Origin of the sequence: Flavobacterium quisquiliarum (assembly GCF_019308285.1) — a bacterium.
In the GTDB taxonomy this organism is placed as follows: domain Bacteria; phylum Bacteroidota; class Bacteroidia; order Flavobacteriales; family Flavobacteriaceae; genus Flavobacterium; species Flavobacterium quisquiliarum.
Genome location: NZ_WWEM01000038.1, coordinates 67,111 through 88,928, shown reverse-complemented (window position 1 = coordinate 88,928; position 21,818 = coordinate 67,111). Strand labels below are relative to the sequence as shown.

Genomic DNA, 21,818 nt, shown 5'->3' with positions numbered 1-21,818 from the left:
ATCAAAATTTATTCCAATTTTTATGGTATTTAATACCTTAAATTTAAACAATAAAAAAGTCCTTAAGATATTTTTCTTAAGGACTTTTGTTTTATGATTGTAAAAAAAGGCTATTTCACAATAAAGACAACTCTTCTAGCCAGTCTTCTAGCTTCATCAGAATCTTTTTGAATTGAGGTGTCAGCGCCATTAGCAACAATATTCAAACGAGAAGAAGCAATTCCTGCTTTTTCAAAAATAGTTTTCACGTTAGCTGCTCTTGCATTTGATAATTTCTCATTGTATCCTGCTTTTCCAACTTGATCAGCATAGCCAATTAAATCAAGTGATGCAGATGGGTTATTTCTTAAGTAAGTTAAAACAACATCGATTGCTGCGGTTGAGTGTTGGATTGGTGTTGATTTGTTAAAATCAAAGTACACACTATAGTATTTATCATTGATCATTTTTTTGATCAAATCATTTTCATTTAATTGTGGAGTACTAACTTGTTTTTCTACAACAACTTCTTTTGATGCTGGGTTTTTTTTGATTTGAGATTCAAGTTCTGCAATTTTGTTTTCTAAGGCGCCAACGTTCGAATTATCAGATGATGTTACCATCCAGTCTGCATGTTTAATGTTTTTACCTAAGTAGACATTTAATCCGATAGTTCCGTTGAAAAGAACTCCAGAAAAGCCTCTGTTTCCTGTAGCTGATGCTCCATCAAAAGTATGATCTTGTCCTGCATTTACAATAGTTGAAAGATCCCCAGTTAAGGCAACTCTATTCGATAATCTTATCTGCCCTGTAACACCCGCAATAAAATTACCAACTTTATCTTTTCCTCTAAAATTATCACTTTCTAATTGGCCAACACCAAAACCAGCGTGTCCAAGTAAACCAAAAGTGTTAGTCCAAGTTTCAAAATTCATTATGCGTCCTAAGTTGGCAACTGCTTGCACATCTACTCTGTAGTATTTTGAATCAAAATCAATAGAATTCTTTTTGCCTTTGAAACTGTTATATCCAAAGTCAGCCTTTAAACCGAATTTATTGTTAAGCATGTAACGAACTCCAAAATCACCAACCCAAGGGCTTGGAGTGTCTGTTGCATAGCCTGAAGAAAATGGTCTTTGAGGTTTAGTTAAACCACCAGCAAATTCTATAGACCATTTATTAAATCCGCTGTTGCTTTCTGTTTGTGCGTGAGCTCCTGTGAGTGCAAGGGCAAAAGCTAAAGTCATTACAACTTTTTTCATTATTATTGATGTTTTAAATTTTGCGCCAAAACAACAATAAAATAAAAGTAAAAGCTTCCTTAATAAGTCAGAAAGGTGTTAAAATAAGGTAATTTAATGGGTTGATAATTCTGATTAAAACCCCTTATGAATTGCGGGCTTGATGCTTTAAGGTGTAACTATTTTGTTATGAGTTGTTTAGTTAAATCCATCTGTGAATTTTCGTAAAGTGTATTGCTTGGCAATTGTATCGTAATAACCTAAAATGGAATAATTTTTTAATTTTAGAATATTTGGAATAAATATTTCTCGGTGTGTATCGATAAAATAAAAAATCTTATCTGAAGCAAGCGGTTCGTGTGTTTCAGTAGTTAATTCCAGTTTCTTGGTCCAGATGCTTTCAAAAAAAACAGAATAATCACTGTCTATGTTGTAATAACCGCTGGAAGGAAAATCTCGAAAATAATCATCAAACATATTAAAACCATTCATAGATACAGTTTTTGAGCTGCTACCAGTCCCGCCCAATGTTATAAAAAGGTTCTTTTGGTTTTTATATACAGAAAGACCTGCATTGGTAGAAGCCAGTTCTTTAATAAAATTACTGGTATTTTTTATGGTTTTAGGTTTACGGTCCTCAATCTGCATTAAAAGAGGAGAGTTATTAAAACGAATAGTATCTTTCCTTAAAACAGTGAATGATTTTATCGATTCTCCAGTATTATAATCTTTAATATCAAATAAAAGCTCATTAGCGTTTACGTTAATCTGATAAAGCTTGTTTTCATGATAAAATGAGTTGGATGTTCTAGCATTTTTTTGTCCCAAAGGCTGTAAAAAAGTTTTTTCTGTTACTTCAGAATTCTCGAGATTGATGTCAAAAAGCTGTGTTTTTCTTAGGCCTTGGTCTAAAGTCAGAATTAAACGATTTGGAAGTATATAAAGTTTACTTTTTGCAGTTGCTTTATAAAGTGGATTATATTCTCCAGGTTCCATTTTTTCAATCGGATTTTCATTTAAAATCTGGTTGAATGTCTTTTGCTGTGTTTTTCGATCTCGAAAAATAAAAGGGGAGAAGTCTAAAAACTTTTCATCGGCCATTCCATTTTTAAAAAGATAAACTGTTAAGGCTGGTTTTTCTTTGTATTTCAAAACCAGATAAAAATTATTATCCTTTTGATATTGTGCTAGAATAGATTGTTCGTCAACAGGTAAACCAAATTTTAAAGCTCTAGTTGTTTTAGTTTCAAAATAATATTTGATAACGATAATGCTGTTGTCTGCTGGCGAAAACCAATACAAAGTCGGATTGCCGTCTTCGCTGAAACTATAACCCATTAAGGATCTGTTTTCTGTATATTGTCGCGTAGTGGTAAACTTATCGTTTAGGAATAAAGCATTATTGTATTTGAGAATAGTCAAACTATCACGAGAGGCAATAAAAGCGAAAACTTCATGCGTAACAACGTTTTCTGCGTTTAAAGTTTCGCAGTCCTCTTTCTGTGTTTTTAAATCTATAGGATAGGAAGTCAATACTGTTTGACTTAACGAAACAGTACTATACATTAAAACAAGAAAAAGGAAGATTTGTTTCATAAGTTTCTTCGAACAAAAATTATTCCATTTAATTTATTGATTCATAAGCTCTTGAAAAAGATCTACGAATTGTCCAAGATGCATTCCGTCCATCAAACCATGATGCACATATACAGCCATTGAAATGGTTCTTTTTCCAGTTTCTGAAATCATCATTTTTCCAAAAGAAACTTTAGGACAGCTGTCCGGATAAGTAAAACTTCTCGCATGTGTAAGCGATGTAAAGTTCAACCACGGAATTGCTGAAAAATGAATCAAATTATCATCATTAAATTCTCTTGTAAAAAGTCCAGTTGTATTTTGAATGCGTTCAATTTCTGCTAATGCTGTTTGCTCGAACCTTTTAAAATCGGGATGATATTCAATTAATGAAAATCCAAAAGTACCATCTTCGCGACCAATTGTTGCCGAAGCATCAACACGCTCGTTAATGTAAATCTTGTTTTCGGAAATTCGGTATTTAAAATTCTCAATTGTATTTACTGCAACTAAGGTTTTATGCAGGTAGAAGATGAAAAAAGAAGCATTTAAACTTTTGGCAGTTTGATACGCTTTGGTACAATCGATTTCTACCGTTGCGCCAAAGAAAGGCTCTTCCATTTGTTTAAAATGAGCAAAATGCTCTTTTCTATTCCAGTTTTCTAAGTCTAAAAGTGTTTTCATTATAATAAATTCGGAACCACTTCTGCAATAGTTTCAAATGAACTAAAATGCTCGTGTTCTATAGTATGATTAATTTTTTCGTGTTCCCAAGTGGTGTGAAACGGAATATGAACGGCATATCCGCCAATTCCTAAAACGGGCAATACATCTGATTTAAGTGAATTTCCGATCATCAGAAATTCATGCGCTTGAATGTCTAAACGGCCCAATAGTTTTTGATAATCGATTTCTTGTTTGTCTGACATGACTTCGATATGATGAAAATAATGTCCTAAACCTGAACGATGCAATTTGCTGTGCTGATCTTTTAAATCGCCTTTTGTTGCTACGACCAATTTGTATTTTCCGTGCAGAGCTTGTAATGTTTCTTCGATTCCGTCTAGTAATTCGATTGGTTTTTCTAGCAATTCTTTTCCGTACTGAATGATTTTTTCAATGACTTCAACAGGAATAGTATTATTCGAAATATTCATTGCTGCTTCAATCATCGAAAGAATGTAACCTTTGATTCCGTAACCGTACAAAGGAAGATTGGCAATTTCAATTTTAAATAATTCTTGTGAAATGCCTTGATGCGAAAGATAATCTTCCATCAAAGCACAAAATTTATGTTCGGTTTCCTGGAAATAGGGTTCGTTTACAAATAAAGTATCATCTGCATCAAATGCAATTACTTTTAAGTTTGGTATTTTAGTTTTATGTAACATAGATTTTTGTTTCAGGTTTGACTTGTTTCAAGTTTCAGGTTTTCTGCCACGAATTCACGAATTATTTTTTTTGATTAATAAATTAAGAGGATTTTAAAATTAAATCTGCTCAATCTGCCAGATCTGCGAGAGACTTTTTTGTCGCCAATTTCACTAATTTTTTTGCCACAGATTATTTAGATTATAAGGATTTTTTTAATAAATCTGCTTAAATCTGCCGAATCTGCTTGAAACTTTTTTTGCCACAAATTTCACGAATTCATGCTAATTTTTTTCTGATGACTTTCTTTAAATATAAGAAATAAATCTGCCAAATCTGCTAAATCTGCGGGAGACTTTTTAGCCAAAATCTGCATGAAAAGAATGTCATGAATTTCACAAATTAGCAGTGTAAATCAGTATACTAATTTCACTTAGAAAGCAACCTTTTCAAAGAAATAGTTTTATCGTAAAAAGTAATTCGGATTCCGAAAAGTAAAACGATGCCGCCGAAAACCATCTGTAAAGTTATTTTTTCTTCCAAAAACAACCAAGCCAAAATAGAAGTAATTACCGCCTGACTTAACAAACTCAACGAAACTCTGGTTGCACGCATGTGCTGTGTGGCATAACTAATCGAAAGCCAAGCGCACAATTGACAGATTACAGCTTGTAAAACCAAAACAAACCAGCCCGCATTTGAAAATCCAGTAAAAGGTTCGTGCAGCGAATAACATAAAATTCCCAAATAGATGCTGGAAGCCGTTAAACTAATGGTCATAAACGAAAGAACATCAACTCCTGAAAGCACATTTTTGCTGACCAAAAGATAAATCGAATATAGAATTCCAGATAAAACAGCAAACAAAAATGCCTGATCGAAATTCAAATCAATAAAAAACTCAAAGCCCACTAAAGTTACCATTCCGAAAAGAGAAACAACAGTTCCAATCCAGAAGTTTGTAGCAGGTTTTGATTTCAGAAAAAGAAAAGAACCAACTCCAACCCAGACAGGAGATAAATTAGTTAACAAAGAAGCCTGAGTCGCACTTGATTCCTGAATAGCAATATTCCAAACCGCAACATCTGATGAAAATAAAACACCGCAAAGCATTGCCAAAAGTGTAAATTTCAGACTAGGAAGTTTAAAGTTTCCGCTAAAAATGACATAAGGCAGTAAAAGTAAAACAGCAAAAAACATTCGGTAAAATGCCGAAATCAATCCTGGTGTTAAACGTAATTTTACCAATATTGGGAAAATCGAAATGCAAAGGATACCGCAGATTAGGGCTAATCTTGGTTTAGTGAGTTTCATTGGATTATTTATTCTTAAATATTTTTTTTCAAAGATACTTCACTAAAAGCATATTTATTCAATAAAGAAATTTTTTAGCTATTCGCTAAAACTAAAAATCTGATATTTTTTATTTTTCTTATTATAATTCCCTAGATATAAATTAGTATTGTGCTTAAAAAGAATTAAATCTTTATATAAACTTGTAGTAAGGAGCGTGACACTTTCACGGATTTCATTATTTTCTTCAATAAATGCTCTGACTTTGTCAAAAGCAGAACTTTTTATCTCACCCTTAACATGATTGAAATTGGAATCGAATAAGCAGTTTGTGTAGAATACAATTTTATCCTTATAAGAAATCAAATTTTCCACGGTATAATTGGTTCCGTAGAAAACAGGTACCATTCCAACAGTACCCATGCCAATACCTGGAGCTCCCATTCCCATTCCGCCACTATAGTGAGTTTTATCTACAGAGCTTCCTAAAATAGTGTAATAAACACCATTTGATTTATAGCAGGATATACTAGGGAAGTTGTGAATTTTTCGAAGGAACTTTTCTGTGTTTTCAATAATTTTTTGATTGTGAATTCCATTACTTTCTTGTACAAAATCAGAGTTTTTAAAATCTATTTCCTGATCGTGTAAAACTTTGTATTCTTTAATTTTAGTACCATTCAAATCACTAATTGTAACAAAGAGAACAAATGAATTGGTTTTTAACTGAAGAATTTTATCATCAATCAAAAAAGAATTCGATTTAAATTGCAGTGAACCATATTGTCCTTTTTCGATTTTTGGCTGTGCAATAGATTTGAGATCTGAAGTAAAATTTTGAAGATTGACTCTTAAAATCTGAGTTGCATTTGCAGTGTTGTCTATTGTGAATATAATCTCATCGGAACTGTAAGTATAAATTTTATATCTCTTGGCACTCAAAGCAAGTGATGGCGGACTATCATTTGTTATATTTTGAAAGGAAGGTTCAGACGATTCATCTGTTAAAACGGTATATAAGTCTGCAGGATTATTATACATGTTCTTAAACTCTAAATGCGATAAGTCCATAGTCTTTTCGATTAAGTTGCCGTTATTATCAGAGATATAAAGTTTTAAAATACTCGTATTTTTAACGATTGTAATAAGATAGAAAACATTTTTTATTGTGAGTTCTTTAATTACTTTTTCCTTCTTTAATTCTAAACTAATCGAATTGGTTTTGCTTTCCTTTGTTGTAAAATTAAAGTATTGAGAGCTGATTTTTTTTCTGTCTTTTGATCCCCAAAAAACAAAATAATCATTTTCATTTTGACTGTAACCAATTATTTCTTCATACATTCTCTCAGGTCTTGCAAAGGACAGAGAATCTTTAATACTAAACGTTTCATCAAATCTTATCGAAGTGACTTTTTCTTTATCATTCAGAAGTAAAACAACCTCTTTTTTGCTTTCGTTTACTATCTGAAAAAAATCTCTTTTCTTTTCTAGTTTTAAATCAAATTCTTTTACAATTTCTTGAGAGAAAGAAATTAAACTGCTTAATAGAAAACAGATCAATAATGGTTTCTTTAACATTGGTTTTTGGTTGAATTATGTTATTTAGTAAGATTTTGATGGTTACAAATCTAAATACCTTTTTGATATCATGAAAGCAAAAAGCACGAATCGATTAAAAATTATAATCGGTTCGTGCTTTTTTATTTTAAAAAGAAGAACTTCTTTATTCTTTAGTTTCTTCAACCTGAATCGTTGGTGGAACTTCCGGTGTAGTTGGATCTTCACCTTTTAGATAAGAAGGTAAATTTAATCCGGCCATGTTGAATAAATCATTTAAAGGCGGAACAGTTTTCATCATACCAGAAACAAAGTTGGCAGTTGAACCATTTTCGCCCTGACCATTTCCAGAATCCCAAACCGTGATTTTGTCAATCTTGATATTTTTAACAGCTTCAACTTGAGTTTTAACCAATTCAGGAAGTTTCTCTAATAATAAAAGTTGGAATGCTTTGCTTGGATCTCCGCCTGCTGCAGCCACAACATCTTTATAACCTTCGGCTTGTTTCGTTAATATTTCAAATAGACCTTTTGCTTCTGCTTCCATTTTAGCGAAAATTGCATCAGCTTCTCCTTTTGCATTTTCTCTGATAGTTTCAGCAGCTGCTTGTGCTTCGATAATGGCTCTTTGTTTAGCAATTTCGGCAGGAACTACAATGTTCGCAATTTGTGTAGAACGTTCTCTTTCAGAACGCGCCAACTCGGCTTTTTGCTCTGCAAGATAAGATTCTTCCAATGCTTTTGCCTGTTGTACTTTTTCTGCTGCAATTGCGATACGCAACGATTCTGCTTCTTTTTCTCTACGAATCGCTTCAGAATTAGCGATGGCAATTTTTGCCTCGTTTTCTCCCTGAATCGCAATCGCGTTAGCCTCAGAAGTTTTTACCCTTGTATCTCTTTCAGCTTCTGCTTTACCAATGGTTTCGTCTTTAGCAGCTGTTGCAATACTAATTTCACGGTCTTTTTGAGTAATGGCAATTTTTACGTCACGATCTCTGTGCGTTTCTGCAATTTGAGTGTCTTTTTCCCTGTCGGCAAGAGCTTTACCAGTTTCCCCGATTTTTTCTTGTTCAGCAACACTAATTTTAGCCTCATTGATTGCTTTTGCAGCAGCTTCTTTTCCTAAAGCTTCGATATAACCAGATTCGTCACGAATATCCGTAACGTTTACGTTGATTAGTTTTAAACCGATTTTCTTCAATTCACTGTCCACATTTTTAGAAATGTTATCCAGGAATTTATCACGGTCAGAGTTAATTTCTTCAATAGTCATCGTTGCGATAACCAAACGCAACTGACCAAATAAAATATCTTTTGCAAGCTCTTGAACTTGTTCTGATGACAAACCTAATAATCTTTCAGCAGCTGTATTCATGCTGTCAGATTCTGTAGAAATGGCAATGGTGAATCGACAAGGAACATCGACTCTAATGTTCTGACGGCTTAACGCGTTGGTCAGATTGGCTTCGATAGAAAGCGGTTTTAAATCCAAGAAAGAATAATCCTGAATTACCGGCCAGATAAAAGCACCTCCACCGTGTACACAGCGTGCTGAGGTTCCGCCAGTGCGTCCGTAGATTACTAAAATTTTATCCGAAGGACAGCGCTTGTACCTCGAGATTAATGCTGAAATGGTTACGAATAGAACGATTGCCGCAACTGCAATCAAAATAATTGGGTTGATCATTATAATTTATGTTATATGGTTTCTACGATTAAGAGGTTGTTGTTTTCTATTTTGACAACTTTTACTGAACTTCCCGACGGAATTCTGTCATTTTCGGTCATGGCTTCCAGTTCATGAAAGGCACCGTTTACGCTGATCATGATTTTGCCTTTTCCACTTTTCTTTTCAGGAATAGTCAGATAAACTTCGGCAGTTTTATTTAGTGTATTGGTTATTTTAAAAGAATTGTCTTCGGCTAGTTTTTGTACTTGTTTGATCACGAAGAAAAACAAAAGCACAAACAAAACCCCAACAACAAAGGAAGTAACAATAAGAAAAACTGGCTTTTCGCCAAGAGTCGAATAAAAAGAAATCCCAGTCCAGCTAAAACCCAACAAAAAGTTGATTAAGTTTCTTAAGGAAAAAAGCTGAAAATCACCGCCATCATGTAAGTGAGCATCAAAATCGGTATCAAATCCGTCCGCAACATCAAGACCCGAAAAGGTAATAATGGTTTGAATAAGAAAAATTAAACTTGTTGGAATCGCGATGTACCAAAAAGATTTAAGCAACGTAGGTAAACTGTCTAATAGCTCCATAATTTTCAGTTTTTCGAATAACTTTTGGCGCTAATATCTCATTTTTTTTGTAAGAAAACTAATTTTAAAGGAAAATCAATGATTTAATAATATGTAGAAAAGAAAAAGCGCAAATCAATTAAAAAAGTTAATCGATTTACGCTTTTATCTTAAGCCGTTATGATTTTATTGCAGTCTTTCTGAATTTGTTTATCCGAAAACGGTTCGAGTGTTTCGGCAAGCATTTCACTGGTTTTGATGCATTCCATCATTTTTGATCTTAGCTCTTTGTCATCTCCCAAATCTGTTTCAAGAATTCGCTTGAAAATTTCAGACAGATAATGGGGTTGTTCTCTAAAATCGCCTTCAAACCATAAGTCTGAAAGAAATTTTGCCATTGATGGCATTACATCGTGGTGTGTCGGTTTTTGATTTTCTTTAATCATTCTCTTAAAGTTTTAATTAAAAATCCTTAAGGGTATTTTTTGCAGAACAAACTTATAAAAATGATTTTGAAAGAAACAAAAAAAGTAAGAATTTTATTTTGCTTTTATTCCTACAAGGTTTCGAAAACCTTGCAGGACATCCAAAATAAACTTAAAAGAGATAAAAAAAGATGTGCAATAACACATCTTTTAAAATCTTTAGTTTACCGTAGCACCATTCGGCGCATCAGCATCTGGATTTACGAAAACCAGTTTCCCTTCAGCATTTGTTGTCATCAAAATCATTCCCTGACTTTCAATACCACGTAAAGCTCTTGGAGCAAGGTTTGCTAGTACAGAAACACGTTTCCCGATAATTTCTTCTGGCGAAAAACTTTCAGCAATTCCAGAAACAATCGTACGAACATCGATTCCTGTATCTACTTTAAGCACTAAAAGTTTGTTTGCTTTTGGCATTTTTTCAGCTTCCAAAATAGTTCCGATACGAATATCCATTTTTGCAAAATCCTCAAACTGAATTAAATCTTTTTGTGGTTCTGCTTGTTTGTTTTCGGCAAGATTAGCTGTTTTTGTTGCTTCCAATTTATCTATTTGTTTTTGTATTTCTTCGTCTTCGATTTTAGCGAAAAGCAATTCTGCTTCGCCAATTTTATGTCCTGCCGGAAGTAAATCTGAATTTTCAGAAATATCATTCCAACCTAATGTTTTATCAATAAAAATGTCTTTTGCATCGCGATCTTTCTCTTTCAGGAATTTGCTGAAACCTGCAAAGTGCTCTTTAAGATCCCCTAAATTCAATATTTTAGAAAGTTTCGCCGCAGTAAAAGGTAAAAAAGGTTCAGCCAAAACGCTCAACGCCGCAGCAATTTGTAACGCTACATACATTTGTGTTTTTACACGCTCTGGATTGTCTTTCATCACTTTCCAAGGCTCTTCGTCTGCCAGATATTTGTTTCCTAAACGAGCCACATTCATCAATTCGCCCAAAGCTTCACGGAATCTGTAACGCTCCACTGAACTTGAAATTACAGCTGGATACGCTTTTAATTCTGCTAAAGTTTGTTCGTCAACTTCTGTAAATTCGTTTGGCGCTGGAATAATTCCATCGTAATATTTGTTGGTTAAAACCACCACACGATTGATGAAGTTTCCAAAAACAGCAACCAATTCGTTGTTATTTCTAGCTTGGAAATCTTTCCACGTAAAATCGTTATCTTTTGTTTCAGGAGCGTTTGATGTCAAAGCATAACGTAAAACATCCTGTTTATCTGGAAACTCTTCTAAATATTCGTGTAACCAAACCGCCCAGTTTTTAGAAGTCGAAAGTTTGTTTCCTTCCAAATTCAAAAACTCATTTGCTGGAACGTTGTCTGGTAAAATGTAACTTCCTTCAGCCTTAAGCATTGCTGGGAAAATAATACAGTGGAAAACAATATTGTCTTTTCCAATAAAGTGAACCAGTTTCGTATCCTGATCTTTCCAGTACGGTTCCCAGTCTTTTCCTTCGCGTGCTGCCCATTCTTTTGTAGACGAAATATATCCGATCGGCGCATCAAACCAAACATATAATTTTTTGCCTTCAGCTCCTTCAACAGGAACATCAATTCCCCAATCCAAGTCACGTGTTACCGCACGAGGTTCTAATCCGGCATCGATCCACGATTTTACTTGACCGTAAACGTTGGTTTTCCAGTCGTTTTTATGACCTTCCAAAATCCATTCGCGTAAAAAAGCATCGTAACGATCCAAAGGTAAAAACCAGTGTTTCGTTGATTTTAAAACTGGAGTCTCGCCTGTAATAGTCGATTTTGGGTTAATCAAATCAGTTGCGTTCAAAGTCGATCCGCAATTTTCGCATTGATCACCATAAGCTCCGTCGTTTCCACATTTTGGGCAAGTTCCAACCACAAAACGGTCTGCTAAAAACTGATTGGCTTTTGCATCGTACAATTGTTCTGTAACTTCTTCAATAAAATCGCCTTTATCATACAAAGTCCTGAAGAATTCTGAAGCCGTATCATGATGAATTTTCGCCGAAGTTCTAGAGTAATTGTTAAATGAAATTCCGAAATCAGCAAACGATTTACGGATGATTCCATCATATTTATCAATAACTTCCTGCGGTGTGATTCCTTCTTTTTTGGCTTTCATCGAAATTGCAACACCGTGTTCATCACTTCCGCAAATAAATGCAACATCTTTCCCTTGCAATCTTAAATATCTAGAATATATATCTGCAGGCACATAAACCCCAGCCAAATGCCCAATATGAATAGGCCCGTTGGTGTAAGGTAATGCCGCCGTGATCGTATATCTCTTTGGATCTTGTATCATAATTCAATTTTATTGAGTGCAAAAATAAGCAATAGAATTGAGATTTTAATATTACACAGAGATTCGCAAAGAAAAAGCGCAGAGATTCGCTAAGATTTTATTGAATTTGGTTCTCGCAAAGTCGCAGAGGCGCAAAGTTTTTGTTTTTAAGTTAAAGATTAACCATGCAGTTTGTCATTTCGAGGAACGAGAAATCTCCACAAGAAGCTCGACAAAGATTGGCTCTTTTAGGAGCGGAGTTACTTGTGGAGATTTCTCGTTCCTCGAAATGACAAACTAGTCCTAAAAACTTTGCGCCTCTGCGACTTTGCGAGATTATTTTTAACTTCTTTCATAAAAACTTTGCGAATCTCTGCGAAATTCTTCGTGCATCTCTGTGTAAAAGCTTAACAAAATTTCACTCCATTAAAACCTTATGGTCTTTTTGACTATATTTGAATAAAAATATCAAAACATGAATAAAATATATCTAATCATTTCAATATTGTTTGTGTATTGTGGTTACTCTCAATCACAATCAGAAAAGAGTTTAAAGCAAGGACAATATACCAATCCAATTTTTGCAGGAGATTATCCCGATCCGAGTTTATTAAAAGACGGAAAAGATTATTATGTCGTACATTCTTCTTTCGATTATTATCCAGGACTTTTAATCTGGCATTCTACGGATTTAATGAATTGGGAACCGGTTACCAATGCGCTTCAAAAATATGTTGGAGCTGTTTGGGCCCCCGATTTAATTAAGTACAACAACAAATACTACATTTATTTTCCTGCGAATAATACCAATTTTGTAGTTACAGCCGATTCTATTAACGGCCCTTGGAGCGAGCCAATAGATTTGAAAATCGGAAACATTGATCCCGGACATATTGCAGATGATAAAGGGAACCGATTTTTGTATTTCAGTAACGGAGGTTATGTGGCGTTATCCAAAGACGGACTTTCGGTAACAAGCGAACTAAAACATGTTTATGACGGATGGAAAATTCCAAGAGAATGGAGTATTGAATGTTTCTGTATGGAAGGACCAAAATTGTTCAAACGAGGAGAATATTATTATTTAACAGTTGCCGAAGGCGGAACTGCTGGTCCGGCGACAAGTCATATGGTAATTTCGGCAAGATCAAAATCGCCACTTGGACCTTGGGAAAACTCGCCACATAATCCGGTTTTGCGAACCAATAATAGTTCTGAAACTTGGTGGTCAAAAGGACACAGTACTATTTTTGAAGATGCCAACGGAAAATGGTGGATGATTTTTCACGGTTACGAAAAAGATTATTACAACTTGGGGCGTCAGACTTTGCTACAACCTGTGGAATGGACAAAAGACGGCTGGTATAAAATTTCTGATAACACTCAAACAGATAAACCGATTGCAAAACCACAAGGGAAGACACTTCCTGAATTTTCGTTAAGTGATAATTTTGAAGGTTCGGCTTTAAAACCACAATGGAAATTTTATAATGGAATTGAAAGTTCAAGATTTAAAGTAGCCAATAATACTCTGACTATTGAAGGAAAAGGAGATGGTGTTGGAAATAGTTCTCCGCTGGTAATTGTTCCTGGTGGACATTCGTATACGGCTGAAGTCGAATTGGAGATGGAAGGAGATGCAGTTGGTGGATTGGTGCTTTTTTATGACAATAAATATTACTCAGGAATCTTAGCCGATCAAAATAACATTTTGGCAAATTTGAGAGGATGGCAGTTTCCAACAGAGAAAAATACACATAACCGAAAAGTTTTTCTTCGTTTAAAAAACATCAAAAACACGGTCGATATGTTTTACAGTATTGATGGAAAAGACTGGAAAAAAATCGAGAATTCTGTAGAAGTTTCAGGATACAACCATAATGTTTTGAGTGGTTTCTTAGGATTAAGAATTGGTCTTTGTTCTATTGGAAAGGGAAGTGTAAAGTTTAGAAATTTTGTTTATAAGACGCTGTAGTTTTTTTGTCTGCCACAAAGGCGCTAAGGCGCAAAGTTTATTATTTCATGCTCCCGATAGCTATCGGAATTAAAGATTTAAACAAATTTGCACAGATGACTCATTTAAGGAACCTCGATTCTTAGTAAAAAAACTTTGTGCCTTACTGTCTTTGTGGCAAAACGCAAATAAAATAGAACCAGTTTAAACTACGTTCATTGCTCTTAAATAAAGATATATTTCGCAATCTTTGCATCCGAAAAAAACAAAATTTATGAGCAAGACTAAATTAATCATCAATAAAAATGGATCTATTAAAATCGAAGGAGATTTTGAAATCATGGATCCAGAAGGAGTACTTTACGGTTTACAAGGAAGATCTGCACTTGGACTTTGCCGTTGCGGATTATCTGCTAACAAACCATTCTGCGATGGAGGACACAGAAACAATTTCGAACACGATTCTGTTGCGTTTGATTTACCGCCAATGAAAACAAACTAGGATTTTTTTATAGTTTTAAATATTTGAAAACCGCATTCTGTTTGGATGCGGTTTTTTTTTGTTATTATTATGAAAAAACAGAAACACAACTATTTCATTTTGAATTAATTCAACTAATTTTATAGGGTTTAAACAATGTTTCGGTTTATGGTATTTAAAAGGCTTTCTATAGGATTCTTATTTCTTGCATTTTATAATCAAGGAATTGCTCAAAACAAAATAAATCTCTTTTCAGAAATCAATTATAATTCGATTCCTGCGGTTAGTTTAAACGAATACAAATCGGTTCAGGAACGCGATGTGCAATTTCAAAATCCGAATATTGCTTTGGGAGTTGGTATTTCGGGTGGTGGATCGAGAGCTCAGTTTTTTAGTTTGGGAGTGCTTTTGGGATTGGAAGAAATTCAGGAAGAGAATTCGAATCGTAATTTTTTAAATGAAATCGATTATTTTTCTACTGTTTCTGGAGGCTGTTATTCGGCGGGATATTATTTGACAATTCTAAAAAACAAACTGCAATACGATAACTGTACTTTCAATGAGTTTTACTTTTCTAAAGCAGATGCCTTTAAATCAGATGTCAATAAATCGGCTACGCTTTTTTCTCTCCTTAATAATAGCCGAAACGAAAAAGGAGAAAAAATCTCTATGGCACAGCGATTAGATTTGGAAGTTTTGCAATACGATAGTACAAATCCAGAAAATCAGAATAAGTTTAAAACGCAGATGCAGTTATCGGATTTTTTTATTCCAAAAGACAGTAAACTCAATCCGCAATTGCCCATAATGGTTGCTAATGGAACAGCTTATAACAATGGAGAACGTTTTCCGTTTATGCCACATATTATTCGAGCTTTAAAGATCAATTCGTCTTTGGCTCCCAATAAAGCGTCCCTTCCGCTTGACGGAAATCAAATAAATAATGGTTACGATTTTCCGCTTACGTATGCCATCACAGCAAGTTCTGCTTTTCCTGGCGTATTGCCAAAAACCAAATTCGGAATCAAAAATCAGGATAAGATTTTATGTGTGGTTGATGGCGGAGCATCAGATAATATGGGATATGAAACTTTGATAGAACTGCTTCATAATGACAATAAAGTAAAAGATAAAAACAAAAAAGCGCTTTTTATTGATTGTTTAGGGCAGGGAAAAAAGTCGCCTTTTATAAGTGATGGAAAAATTAGATTGATTTCTTTGTTAGAAACAGCTTCTTTGTATACAGTTCAAACTCGATATATGACTTTTGAAAGAGATGTCGAAACGGTTTTGGAACGCTATAAAATTCCAGCTTCCAATTATCAAGTTATTGGTTTTACGACTTTACGCAATCATTTGTCTAAGTTGAAAAAAGATGAAAAATACGAATCTTTGATTGCGGAACTAAAAAACAGTGATGATGAAGCAGCAAGCTGGCTAAAACTGCATGACGATTTTAAAGCTCAATTGATTTCAAAATTTGGTTCTGATAGTTTTAAAAAAGACAAAAACGGAGAAGTTTTGCTTTCAAGTTTAGACAAAGAAAAGTTTAAAGATTTTGGTGCCAGCGAACTTTTAATGCTTTATGAATATTCATCTCACGTAGAGACCAAACTCAAAATAACCCCCGAAGAAAAAGAAATGTTGCTGCTTTCTGGACGTTTTGCAGCTTATTCCAAGGCTGATGAATTGAAAGGTCTGTTGGTTGAGAATAAGGGGTTTTAAGTACTATTGCTCAAAAACTACCTTTTTGTTTGTCTTTTCTATTTTTACAATATCGTAAGGTCTAGATAATCTAGCTGTTAGGTCTCCTTTTTTTAATTTTTCAACTTTTACAATTACAGTTTTACGGTTTTGGCTGATTTTCATAATATCTATAGAATGTCCGCCATTTCCATTTGTTCTGTCAATAACGGCAATAATTTGATATTTATTGAAGTCAATATTAGTCTCGCTGAATTCTTTTACTAAATTATTTGGAGTGCTCATTTCAGTCATTAAATTATTCCAACTTTTAGAGTCTTTAATAACTAAATATCTTGGTGCAATGCTTTGATCATTAGGAAAAGAATCTCCTTTAGCAATTGATGAATATTGTACATTAGTGATTGGTAAATCGTCATTGTCACAACTTGTAAATGCAAATATGATGCTAAAAAATAAGAAAATCTGTTTCATGGTTTTGGTTATTAGTTTAATAATACTATTTATTTAACAGATTGATTTTTTTTAAATGGTTGCGTTAAAGGTACTTAGTTTTTTGGATTTACTTGATTTCATTTCCATTTTCATCCATGCACATTTGCTCTCTGATGTAACTTTGAAAAGATTTATCGGTGTAATAAAGCTCTCCGCTTTCATGCCAAAACTCAACAACAGTTCCGTCATTGTGGTCAAAATCAAAACCAGAAAAATCGCCACAGAAATTATCTCCAAAGAACCAAACATTCGATTTTAATTCAAAGTGATCTTGCAAACCTAAATCTTCTAAATCAAATAAAGAAGATGTGATGTTAAATTGACCTTGCATAAAACTTCCCGAACCAATTTCTTGCTGATAAACAATATAATCTTGAGGTAGTTTAGGGTATTCTGAAAGAAGTTTTTCTATTTGATCATTATTTAATATTTGTCTTTTATTTTGATTATCATTTTTACTTTCGACCTTTTGAAGGAATTCTTTTTCTAAATTATAATTTGTAGACATATATTCAAAAGTAGTTTATTTTAATTCAGATTTTAAAAAGAATTATTTCAATTTTTTCCCTCAACTTTGCAAAACAATCTTTTAAAACAGAACTCAAATGGAATTCGGTAAAATCATTATTTCAGAAACGGCGGCAAATAGCGAAAATCCTCAAGACGTTGTTAATTCGAATATTTCGGTAATCAACTTAATGCGTGAAGAAAAAATAGACGATGATTTGATTCACGAAGACGCTTTGATGAGTTACTATTTAGATTTTTATGCTTCTAAATATACAGAAGGAAATTTTTCGAAATTCGTACATGATTCAGGCTGGAACAAAGAATTGAACGAATTAATAGAAGAAGGTTTAGCCTTAATTGGTGCCGAAAAACATTTAGAATTATTTAAAGAACAATCCCGTAAACTGCGTTTACAGAGCAATATTAAACTAGGGAAATTTCTGCAGGCGAAGTTTGAAACCCCGAATCCGCTTCGAGATCTTTTAAATAATAATGCTTATTTTGAATTGGATGAAAATATAGTAGAATTGAACGCTGCGTTTTTAAAATCGCATCCTGATACAGAAATACTTTCTGTAGAAGAAATGTTTGCTGCTTTGGAAGAGTTTGTTGGGCATGAAATCAAAAGAGATTAAATGCCCAAAATCTCTCAGTTCTTATCTTAATTGAGCATTGTTTTCGTGAGCATATTCTACTTGAAGTTCTTTAATTAGCTCGTCAAGTTCCAATATTTCACTAAAAGCACCCTGTAACATAGTCGCAGCCTTCTCTTCGTTATTTTTTGCTGTCAAAAGATCTATGTTTAGTTCCAAACCATCCATAGAAGTTATACTGCTATTAAACATATCCAGCATTGTTTTTCTTAAACCATGATCTTTGTTAAGAGGAGCTAATAGCTCTACAGGTTTTTTGGCTTCAACTAATTGATTTCTAGTTGTTGAAATTAGCTTTAGAAGTTCTTTTTTAGATTCAGGTTTTCCAAGGTAATTTAGACTGTTCTTTAAAAAAGCATCGTTTGCTTGAAAAAGTTTGGTGTGTGCATCAACAATTGTGTCGTTGTAGCTTTTTGTAGTTCGTTCATTACAGCTTGTTAATAGTGTGCAAACAAGTAGTATTAGCAGTAAAGTAGTTTTTTTCATAAGCTTATACTTTATAAATTAATGTTAAAGCAAATATATCAGAATTATTCTACTAAGATTGTTTTTGCTGCAAATTTTAGAAACATGTTTAATGGCATTTTAATTCTATCTAATTCAGTTAGCTTTTTTTTAGTTGGGATTGTAAGAAAATTATATATTTGAAGAGCCCAAAAAATCTACAAACAAATTGATGCCTATGAAAAAAACTATTCTCTTAAGTGGAGTTTTAATGTTTTTATTCGCTTGCGGAAAAAAAGAAAAAGCTCGAAACGAATTAGAAACTCAGAATCAAGAACTGCTTTCGCAGATGGAAACTGATACTGATTTGGATAAAAAAGAGCTTAAAAAACTCGTTTTTAAAAATTTGGATGATATAAAAGATTCAGAAGAATTGAACCTTCCATTGCTTTCTAAAGTTGCATCAAATCTAAAAATTAAATATTCTAACATTAAAATCAACGAGACCAGTTCTATCAACTACAACGATAAAACAGCTTTTTTTGTCCTGACAATTGTAGAACAGAATAAGAAAGTTTCAAAACCTGATGGTTACGAAAATCTAGGTAATTATTTGCAACGCAAATATTTATTTGTCAACCGAGAAAGCGGAGATATAATTGCAGAAGAATTTGATGATAACCTAGGATATTATCATAATGAAGCCATTCGATTTTCAAAATCACATATTCTAAAAGATTTAGTGTATTTAAACGAGAATACTCCTGCAATTGGTTTTTATACAGAAGCGAGCGCCAGAAGTAGGATAGCTTTATATTCGGAACAAAAATTTACACTGCTTACTTTGGCAGGAACTGAAATCAAGAAAGTTTTATACGAATACCCAATCCGCTTGACGAATGGCGATTCGAACGGAAGCGGAACCTACCAAATCGAAACCTTAGAAACAGGAATGAGTTTAGGGGATCATAAAACAAATGGCTTTTTTGATTTAATCGTAACCAAAAATTTCACGTATGAAGAAGCTGTCGAAGATAGTTTAGAATACGAAATGGAAGAAAGCAGGGAACTGAAGACCAAAAAAGAATCAGAGAAATTGAAGTTTAATGGCAAAGAATACGCTTTTCACAGAGACGACAGGCACCGTTTTTTAGAGTAAATTTTATAAATTTAGAAACAATAGCAAAGGCACTTTTAAGGTGCTTTTGGTGTTTATAAGAGATTTCGGTTTTACTGCAAAACTTTGACCTATTGTTAACAAACATTTCCTTAAATTTGCTTCCGTTATAAAAAATACAATAGTTATAAAAATCAAGCTATGTTACAAATTGCATTTATTAGAGAAAATCAAGAGAAAGTAATCCAAGCTTTAGCAAAACGAAATATCGATGCTAAAAGCGTTGTGGAAGAAGTGGTTCAATTAGACGAAAATCGTCGTGCTGCTCAAGTGGAATTAGACAATACTTTATCAGAATCTAATAAATTGTCCAAAGATATTGGTGAATTGATGAAAGCTGGTGAGAAAGCTAAAGCAGCAATCTTAAAAGAAAAAACAGTTTCACTAAAAGAGAAAAGTAAAGAACTAAGCGAAAAAGCAGAAGCTTTGGCTGTTGAGTTAACCAATAAATTATACACTTTACCAAACCTTCCTGCAGATATTGTTCCTGAAGGGAAAACGCCAGACGATAATTTGAATGTTTTCCAAGAAGGAGATATTCCAGTTTTACACGAAGGCGCACAACCTCACTGGGAACTGGTTAAGAAATACGATATTATCGATTTTGAATTGGGTGTAAAAATTACTGGAGCAGGATTTCCTGTTTACAAAGGAAAAGGAGCTCGTTTACAGCGTGCTTTGATCAACTACTTTTTAGACAAAAATACCGCTGCAGGATACAACGAAGTTCAAGTGCCACATTTGGTAAATGAAGCTTCAGGATTTGGAACGGGACAATTACCAGACAAAGAAGGACAGATGTATCATTCTACAATTGATGATTTATATTTGATTCCAACGGCTGAGGTTCCGGTAACGAACTTATTCCGCGATGTCATTTTGAATGAAAATGAACTTCCGGTTTTACATACAGCGTATACACCATGTTTCCGTCGTGAAGCAGGTTCTTATGGAGCACATGTTCGCGGATTGAACCGCTTACACCAATTTGATAAAGTAGAAATCGTTCGTGTGGAGCATCCAGATAATTCTTATGCAGCATTGGACGGAATGGTAGAACATGTAAAAGAGATTTTAAAAGAACTAAAATTGCCATACAGAGTGTTACGTCTTTGCGGTGGAGATATGGGATTCACATCTGCTTTAACTTATGATTTTGAAGTGTTTTCTACAGCACAAGATCGCTGGTTAGAAATTAGTTCGGTTTCTAACTTTGAAACTTTCCAGGCCAACCGCTTGAAATTACGTTTCAAAGACAAAGACGGAAAAAATCAACTGGCACATACACTTAACGGAAGTTCATTAGCGCTTCCTAGAGTTTTGGCTGGAATTATTGAAAATTACCAAACTCCAGAAGGAATCGTAATACCAGAAGTTTTACGTCCTTACTGTGGATTTGATATTATAAACTAAAAAAGATTAGTTTTAAAATACAAACCTAACAGGTTTTTAAAACCTGTTAGGTTTCTTAATTTATAGAAATTAAAAAACGGAGCATGATGAATGGAATTTTAAATTGGAATGTAGATCCTGTTATTTTCTGGATTACAGATAGTTTTCCTTTAAAATATTATGGAGCTCTTTTTGCCTGCGGACTTCTTCTGGGCTTTTATATTGTTAGAAATATTTACAAAAAAGAGAACCTTTCTCTGGACAATCTGGATACTTTATTGATTTATGTAATTGTCGGAACCGTTCTTGGTGCCCGACTTGGACATTGCTTCTTTTACGAACCGGATTATTTTTTCAAACATCCTTTAGAAATCCTTTTACCAATTCAGAAAATAAAAGGAGTTTATCAATTTGTAGGTTATCAAGGTTTGGCAAGTCATGGAGGTTCTATTGGAGTTTTGACTGCGATGATTTTATATTGCCGAAAATATAAAGTGCAATTTTTAGGCCTTTTAGATAAAATGGCGGTTGCAGTTCCTGTAACAGGAGCCTTTATCAGAATGGGAAATTTTATGAATTCTGAAATCTACGGAAAACCAACCAATGGAAATTGGGGAGTTGTCTTTGAAAGAGACGATTTAATTCCGAGGCATCCAACGCAATTGTATGAAGCTTTTGCTTATGTGTTAATTTTTGGAATCTTGTTTTATATGTATAAATCAGAGAAAATTAAAAATGCACAGGGATTAATCTTTGGAACTTTCTTAACTTTATTATTCTCAGCCCGATTCATTATTGAATTTTTCAAAGAAAATCAGGAAGCCTTTGAAAATAATATGCTGATTAATATGGGACAGATTTTAAGTATTCCGTTTGTATTACTTGGTTTGACTTTGATTATCTGGAAATCAAAAAAACAAGAACACATCAGTATTTCATAATATTTGATTTCAGTTTCTAAATTTTAATTGGAAACATCAACTTTAAAA

Annotated in this window: 20 protein-coding genes; 7 read left to right on the top strand and 13 right to left on the bottom strand. The window is 33.7% G+C overall.

The features are described 5' to 3' along the window. Positions 1-110: 110 nt before the first annotated feature. The 10 genes from GSY47_RS21160 to metG all read right to left on the bottom strand — a co-directional run bounded on the left by GSY47_RS21160 (position 111) and on the right by metG (position 12,040). Positions 111-1,241: an OmpA family protein gene (locus GSY47_RS21160; RefSeq protein WP_179003004.1), complete on the bottom strand. Its 1,131-nt coding sequence runs from the start codon at positions 1,239-1,241 to the stop codon at positions 111-113. A 177-nt stretch (positions 1,242-1,418) separates the two neighbouring features. After that, a complete protein-coding gene (locus GSY47_RS21155) occupies positions 1,419-2,816 on the bottom strand; it encodes a hypothetical protein (RefSeq protein WP_179003003.1) in 1,398 nt (465 codons plus the stop codon). 33 nt (positions 2,817-2,849) lie between these two features. Continuing rightward, the gene (locus GSY47_RS21150) at positions 2,850-3,479 is read right to left on the bottom strand and encodes a chloramphenicol acetyltransferase (protein ID WP_219071528.1); all 630 of its coding nucleotides are present in this window, start codon (positions 3,477-3,479) and stop codon (positions 2,850-2,852) included. After that, the gene (locus GSY47_RS21145; RefSeq protein WP_109191051.1) at positions 3,479-4,186 is read right to left on the bottom strand and encodes an HAD family hydrolase; all 708 of its coding nucleotides are present in this window, start codon (positions 4,184-4,186) and stop codon (positions 3,479-3,481) included. The genes GSY47_RS21150 and GSY47_RS21145 overlap by 1 nt, the downstream gene beginning before the upstream one ends. Before the next feature lie 409 nt (positions 4,187-4,595). After that, the gene (locus tag GSY47_RS21140; protein ID WP_179003001.1) at positions 4,596-5,480 is read right to left on the bottom strand and encodes a DMT family transporter; all 885 of its coding nucleotides are present in this window, start codon (positions 5,478-5,480) and stop codon (positions 4,596-4,598) included. Between the two features lie 78 nt (positions 5,481-5,558). Next, the gene (locus tag GSY47_RS21135; RefSeq protein WP_179003000.1) at positions 5,559-7,037 is read right to left on the bottom strand and encodes a hypothetical protein; all 1,479 of its coding nucleotides are present in this window, start codon (positions 7,035-7,037) and stop codon (positions 5,559-5,561) included. A 145-nt stretch (positions 7,038-7,182) separates the two neighbouring features. Beyond that, positions 7,183-8,703: a flotillin family protein gene (locus tag GSY47_RS21130; RefSeq protein ID WP_179002999.1), complete on the bottom strand. Its 1,521-nt coding sequence runs from the start codon at positions 8,701-8,703 to the stop codon at positions 7,183-7,185. A gap of 11 nt (positions 8,704-8,714) precedes the next feature. After that, a complete protein-coding gene (locus GSY47_RS21125) occupies positions 8,715-9,281 on the bottom strand; it encodes an NfeD family protein (protein WP_179002998.1) in 567 nt (188 codons plus the stop codon). Positions 9,282-9,430: 149 nt separating this feature from the next. Further along, positions 9,431-9,706: a hypothetical protein gene (locus tag GSY47_RS21120; protein WP_179002997.1), complete on the bottom strand. Its 276-nt coding sequence runs from the start codon at positions 9,704-9,706 to the stop codon at positions 9,431-9,433. Positions 9,707-9,904: 198 nt separating this feature from the next. Beyond that, a complete protein-coding gene (metG, locus tag GSY47_RS21115; RefSeq protein WP_219071527.1) occupies positions 9,905-12,040 on the bottom strand; it encodes a methionine--tRNA ligase in 2,136 nt (711 codons plus the stop codon). Between the two features lie 454 nt (positions 12,041-12,494). Here metG and GSY47_RS21110 point away from each other — a divergent pair, with 454 nt between their 5' ends. The 3 genes from GSY47_RS21110 (at position 12,495) to GSY47_RS26500 (ending at position 16,179) form a co-directional block, all read left to right on the top strand. After that, complete coding sequence (locus GSY47_RS21110) at positions 12,495-13,994, top strand: family 43 glycosylhydrolase (protein WP_179002995.1); 1,500 nt, start codon at positions 12,495-12,497, stop codon at positions 13,992-13,994. A 253-nt stretch (positions 13,995-14,247) separates the two neighbouring features. Beyond that, the gene (locus GSY47_RS21105) at positions 14,248-14,475 is read left to right on the top strand and encodes a CDGSH iron-sulfur domain-containing protein (protein WP_057115344.1); all 228 of its coding nucleotides are present in this window, start codon (positions 14,248-14,250) and stop codon (positions 14,473-14,475) included. A 147-nt stretch (positions 14,476-14,622) separates the two neighbouring features. Continuing rightward, entirely contained in the window at positions 14,623-16,179 is a 1,557-nt protein-coding gene (locus tag GSY47_RS26500; RefSeq protein WP_179002994.1) for a patatin-like phospholipase family protein, read from the top strand. Positions 16,180-16,182: 3 nt separating this feature from the next. On the opposite strand, the gene GSY47_RS21095 is transcribed toward GSY47_RS26500, so the two are convergent. Then, positions 16,183-16,632, bottom strand: a complete 450-nt coding sequence (locus GSY47_RS21095; RefSeq protein WP_179002993.1) for a protease complex subunit PrcB family protein — start codon at positions 16,630-16,632, stop codon at positions 16,183-16,185. Between the two features lie 88 nt (positions 16,633-16,720). Next, on the bottom strand, positions 16,721-17,161 hold the full coding sequence (locus tag GSY47_RS21090; RefSeq protein WP_179002992.1) for an SMI1/KNR4 family protein: 441 nt from the start codon (positions 17,159-17,161) through the stop codon (positions 16,721-16,723). A 97-nt stretch (positions 17,162-17,258) separates the two neighbouring features. Between GSY47_RS21090 and GSY47_RS21085 the strand changes: the two genes are divergently transcribed. Beyond that, the gene (locus GSY47_RS21085; protein WP_179002991.1) at positions 17,259-17,798 is read left to right on the top strand and encodes a DMP19 family protein; all 540 of its coding nucleotides are present in this window, start codon (positions 17,259-17,261) and stop codon (positions 17,796-17,798) included. Positions 17,799-17,819: 21 nt separating this feature from the next. Here GSY47_RS21085 and GSY47_RS21080 read toward each other — a convergent pair whose 3' ends face one another. After that, positions 17,820-18,302 (bottom strand): hypothetical protein, encoded by a 483-nt coding sequence (locus GSY47_RS21080; protein ID WP_179002990.1) that lies wholly within the window; start codon positions 18,300-18,302, stop codon positions 17,820-17,822. Positions 18,303-18,498: 196 nt separating this feature from the next. Between GSY47_RS21080 and GSY47_RS21075 the strand changes: the two genes are divergently transcribed. From GSY47_RS21075 to lgt, 3 genes are all read left to right on the top strand, one after another. Further along, complete coding sequence (locus tag GSY47_RS21075) at positions 18,499-19,419, top strand: PA3715 family protein (protein WP_179002989.1); 921 nt, start codon at positions 18,499-18,501, stop codon at positions 19,417-19,419. Positions 19,420-19,578: 159 nt separating this feature from the next. Continuing rightward, positions 19,579-20,850, top strand: coding sequence for a serine--tRNA ligase (gene serS, locus GSY47_RS21070; protein ID WP_179002988.1), 1,272 nt, complete (start codon positions 19,579-19,581; stop codon positions 20,848-20,850). An 83-nt stretch (positions 20,851-20,933) separates the two neighbouring features. Then, positions 20,934-21,770, top strand: coding sequence for a prolipoprotein diacylglyceryl transferase (gene lgt, locus GSY47_RS21065; RefSeq protein ID WP_179002987.1), 837 nt, complete (start codon positions 20,934-20,936; stop codon positions 21,768-21,770). The last annotated feature ends 48 nt before the right edge of the window (positions 21,771-21,818 follow it).

Bases quoted from the DNA above. Each gene is read 5' to 3' on its own strand.
- GSY47_RS21145 (WP_109191051.1), bottom strand. From the start codon at position 4,186: ATGTTACATAAAACTAAAATACCAAACTTAAAAGTAATTGCATTTGAT.
- GSY47_RS26500 (WP_179002994.1), top strand. From the start codon at position 14,623: ATGGTATTTAAAAGGCTTTCTATAGGATTCTTATTTCTTGCATTTTAT.
- GSY47_RS21130 (WP_179002999.1), bottom strand. From the start codon at position 8,703: ATGATCAACCCAATTATTTTGATTGCAGTTGCGGCAATCGTTCTATTC.
- GSY47_RS21075 (WP_179002989.1), top strand. From the start codon at position 18,499: ATGAAAAAAACTATTCTCTTAAGTGGAGTTTTAATGTTTTTATTCGCT.
- metG (WP_219071527.1), bottom strand. From the start codon at position 12,040: ATGATACAAGATCCAAAGAGATATACGATCACGGCGGCATTACCTTAC.
- GSY47_RS21095 (WP_179002993.1), bottom strand. From the start codon at position 16,632: ATGAAACAGATTTTCTTATTTTTTAGCATCATATTTGCATTTACAAGT.
- GSY47_RS21135 (WP_179003000.1), bottom strand. From the start codon at position 7,037: ATGTTAAAGAAACCATTATTGATCTGTTTTCTATTAAGCAGTTTAATT.
- GSY47_RS21105 (WP_057115344.1), top strand. From the start codon at position 14,248: ATGAGCAAGACTAAATTAATCATCAATAAAAATGGATCTATTAAAATC.
- lgt (WP_179002987.1), top strand. From the start codon at position 20,934: ATGATGAATGGAATTTTAAATTGGAATGTAGATCCTGTTATTTTCTGG.
- GSY47_RS21155 (WP_179003003.1), bottom strand. From the start codon at position 2,816: ATGAAACAAATCTTCCTTTTTCTTGTTTTAATGTATAGTACTGTTTCG.
- GSY47_RS21140 (WP_179003001.1), bottom strand. From the start codon at position 5,480: ATGAAACTCACTAAACCAAGATTAGCCCTAATCTGCGGTATCCTTTGC.
- GSY47_RS21160 (WP_179003004.1), bottom strand. From the start codon at position 1,241: ATGAAAAAAGTTGTAATGACTTTAGCTTTTGCCCTTGCACTCACAGGA.
- GSY47_RS21110 (WP_179002995.1), top strand. From the start codon at position 12,495: ATGAATAAAATATATCTAATCATTTCAATATTGTTTGTGTATTGTGGT.
- GSY47_RS21120 (WP_179002997.1), bottom strand. From the start codon at position 9,706: ATGATTAAAGAAAATCAAAAACCGACACACCACGATGTAATGCCATCA.
- GSY47_RS21090 (WP_179002992.1), bottom strand. From the start codon at position 17,161: ATGTCTACAAATTATAATTTAGAAAAAGAATTCCTTCAAAAGGTCGAA.
- GSY47_RS21085 (WP_179002991.1), top strand. From the start codon at position 17,259: ATGGAATTCGGTAAAATCATTATTTCAGAAACGGCGGCAAATAGCGAA.
- GSY47_RS21150 (WP_219071528.1), bottom strand. From the start codon at position 3,479: ATGAAAACACTTTTAGACTTAGAAAACTGGAATAGAAAAGAGCATTTT.
- serS (WP_179002988.1), top strand. From the start codon at position 19,579: ATGTTACAAATTGCATTTATTAGAGAAAATCAAGAGAAAGTAATCCAA.
- GSY47_RS21125 (WP_179002998.1), bottom strand. From the start codon at position 9,281: ATGGAGCTATTAGACAGTTTACCTACGTTGCTTAAATCTTTTTGGTAC.
- GSY47_RS21080 (WP_179002990.1), bottom strand. From the start codon at position 18,302: ATGAAAAAAACTACTTTACTGCTAATACTACTTGTTTGCACACTATTA.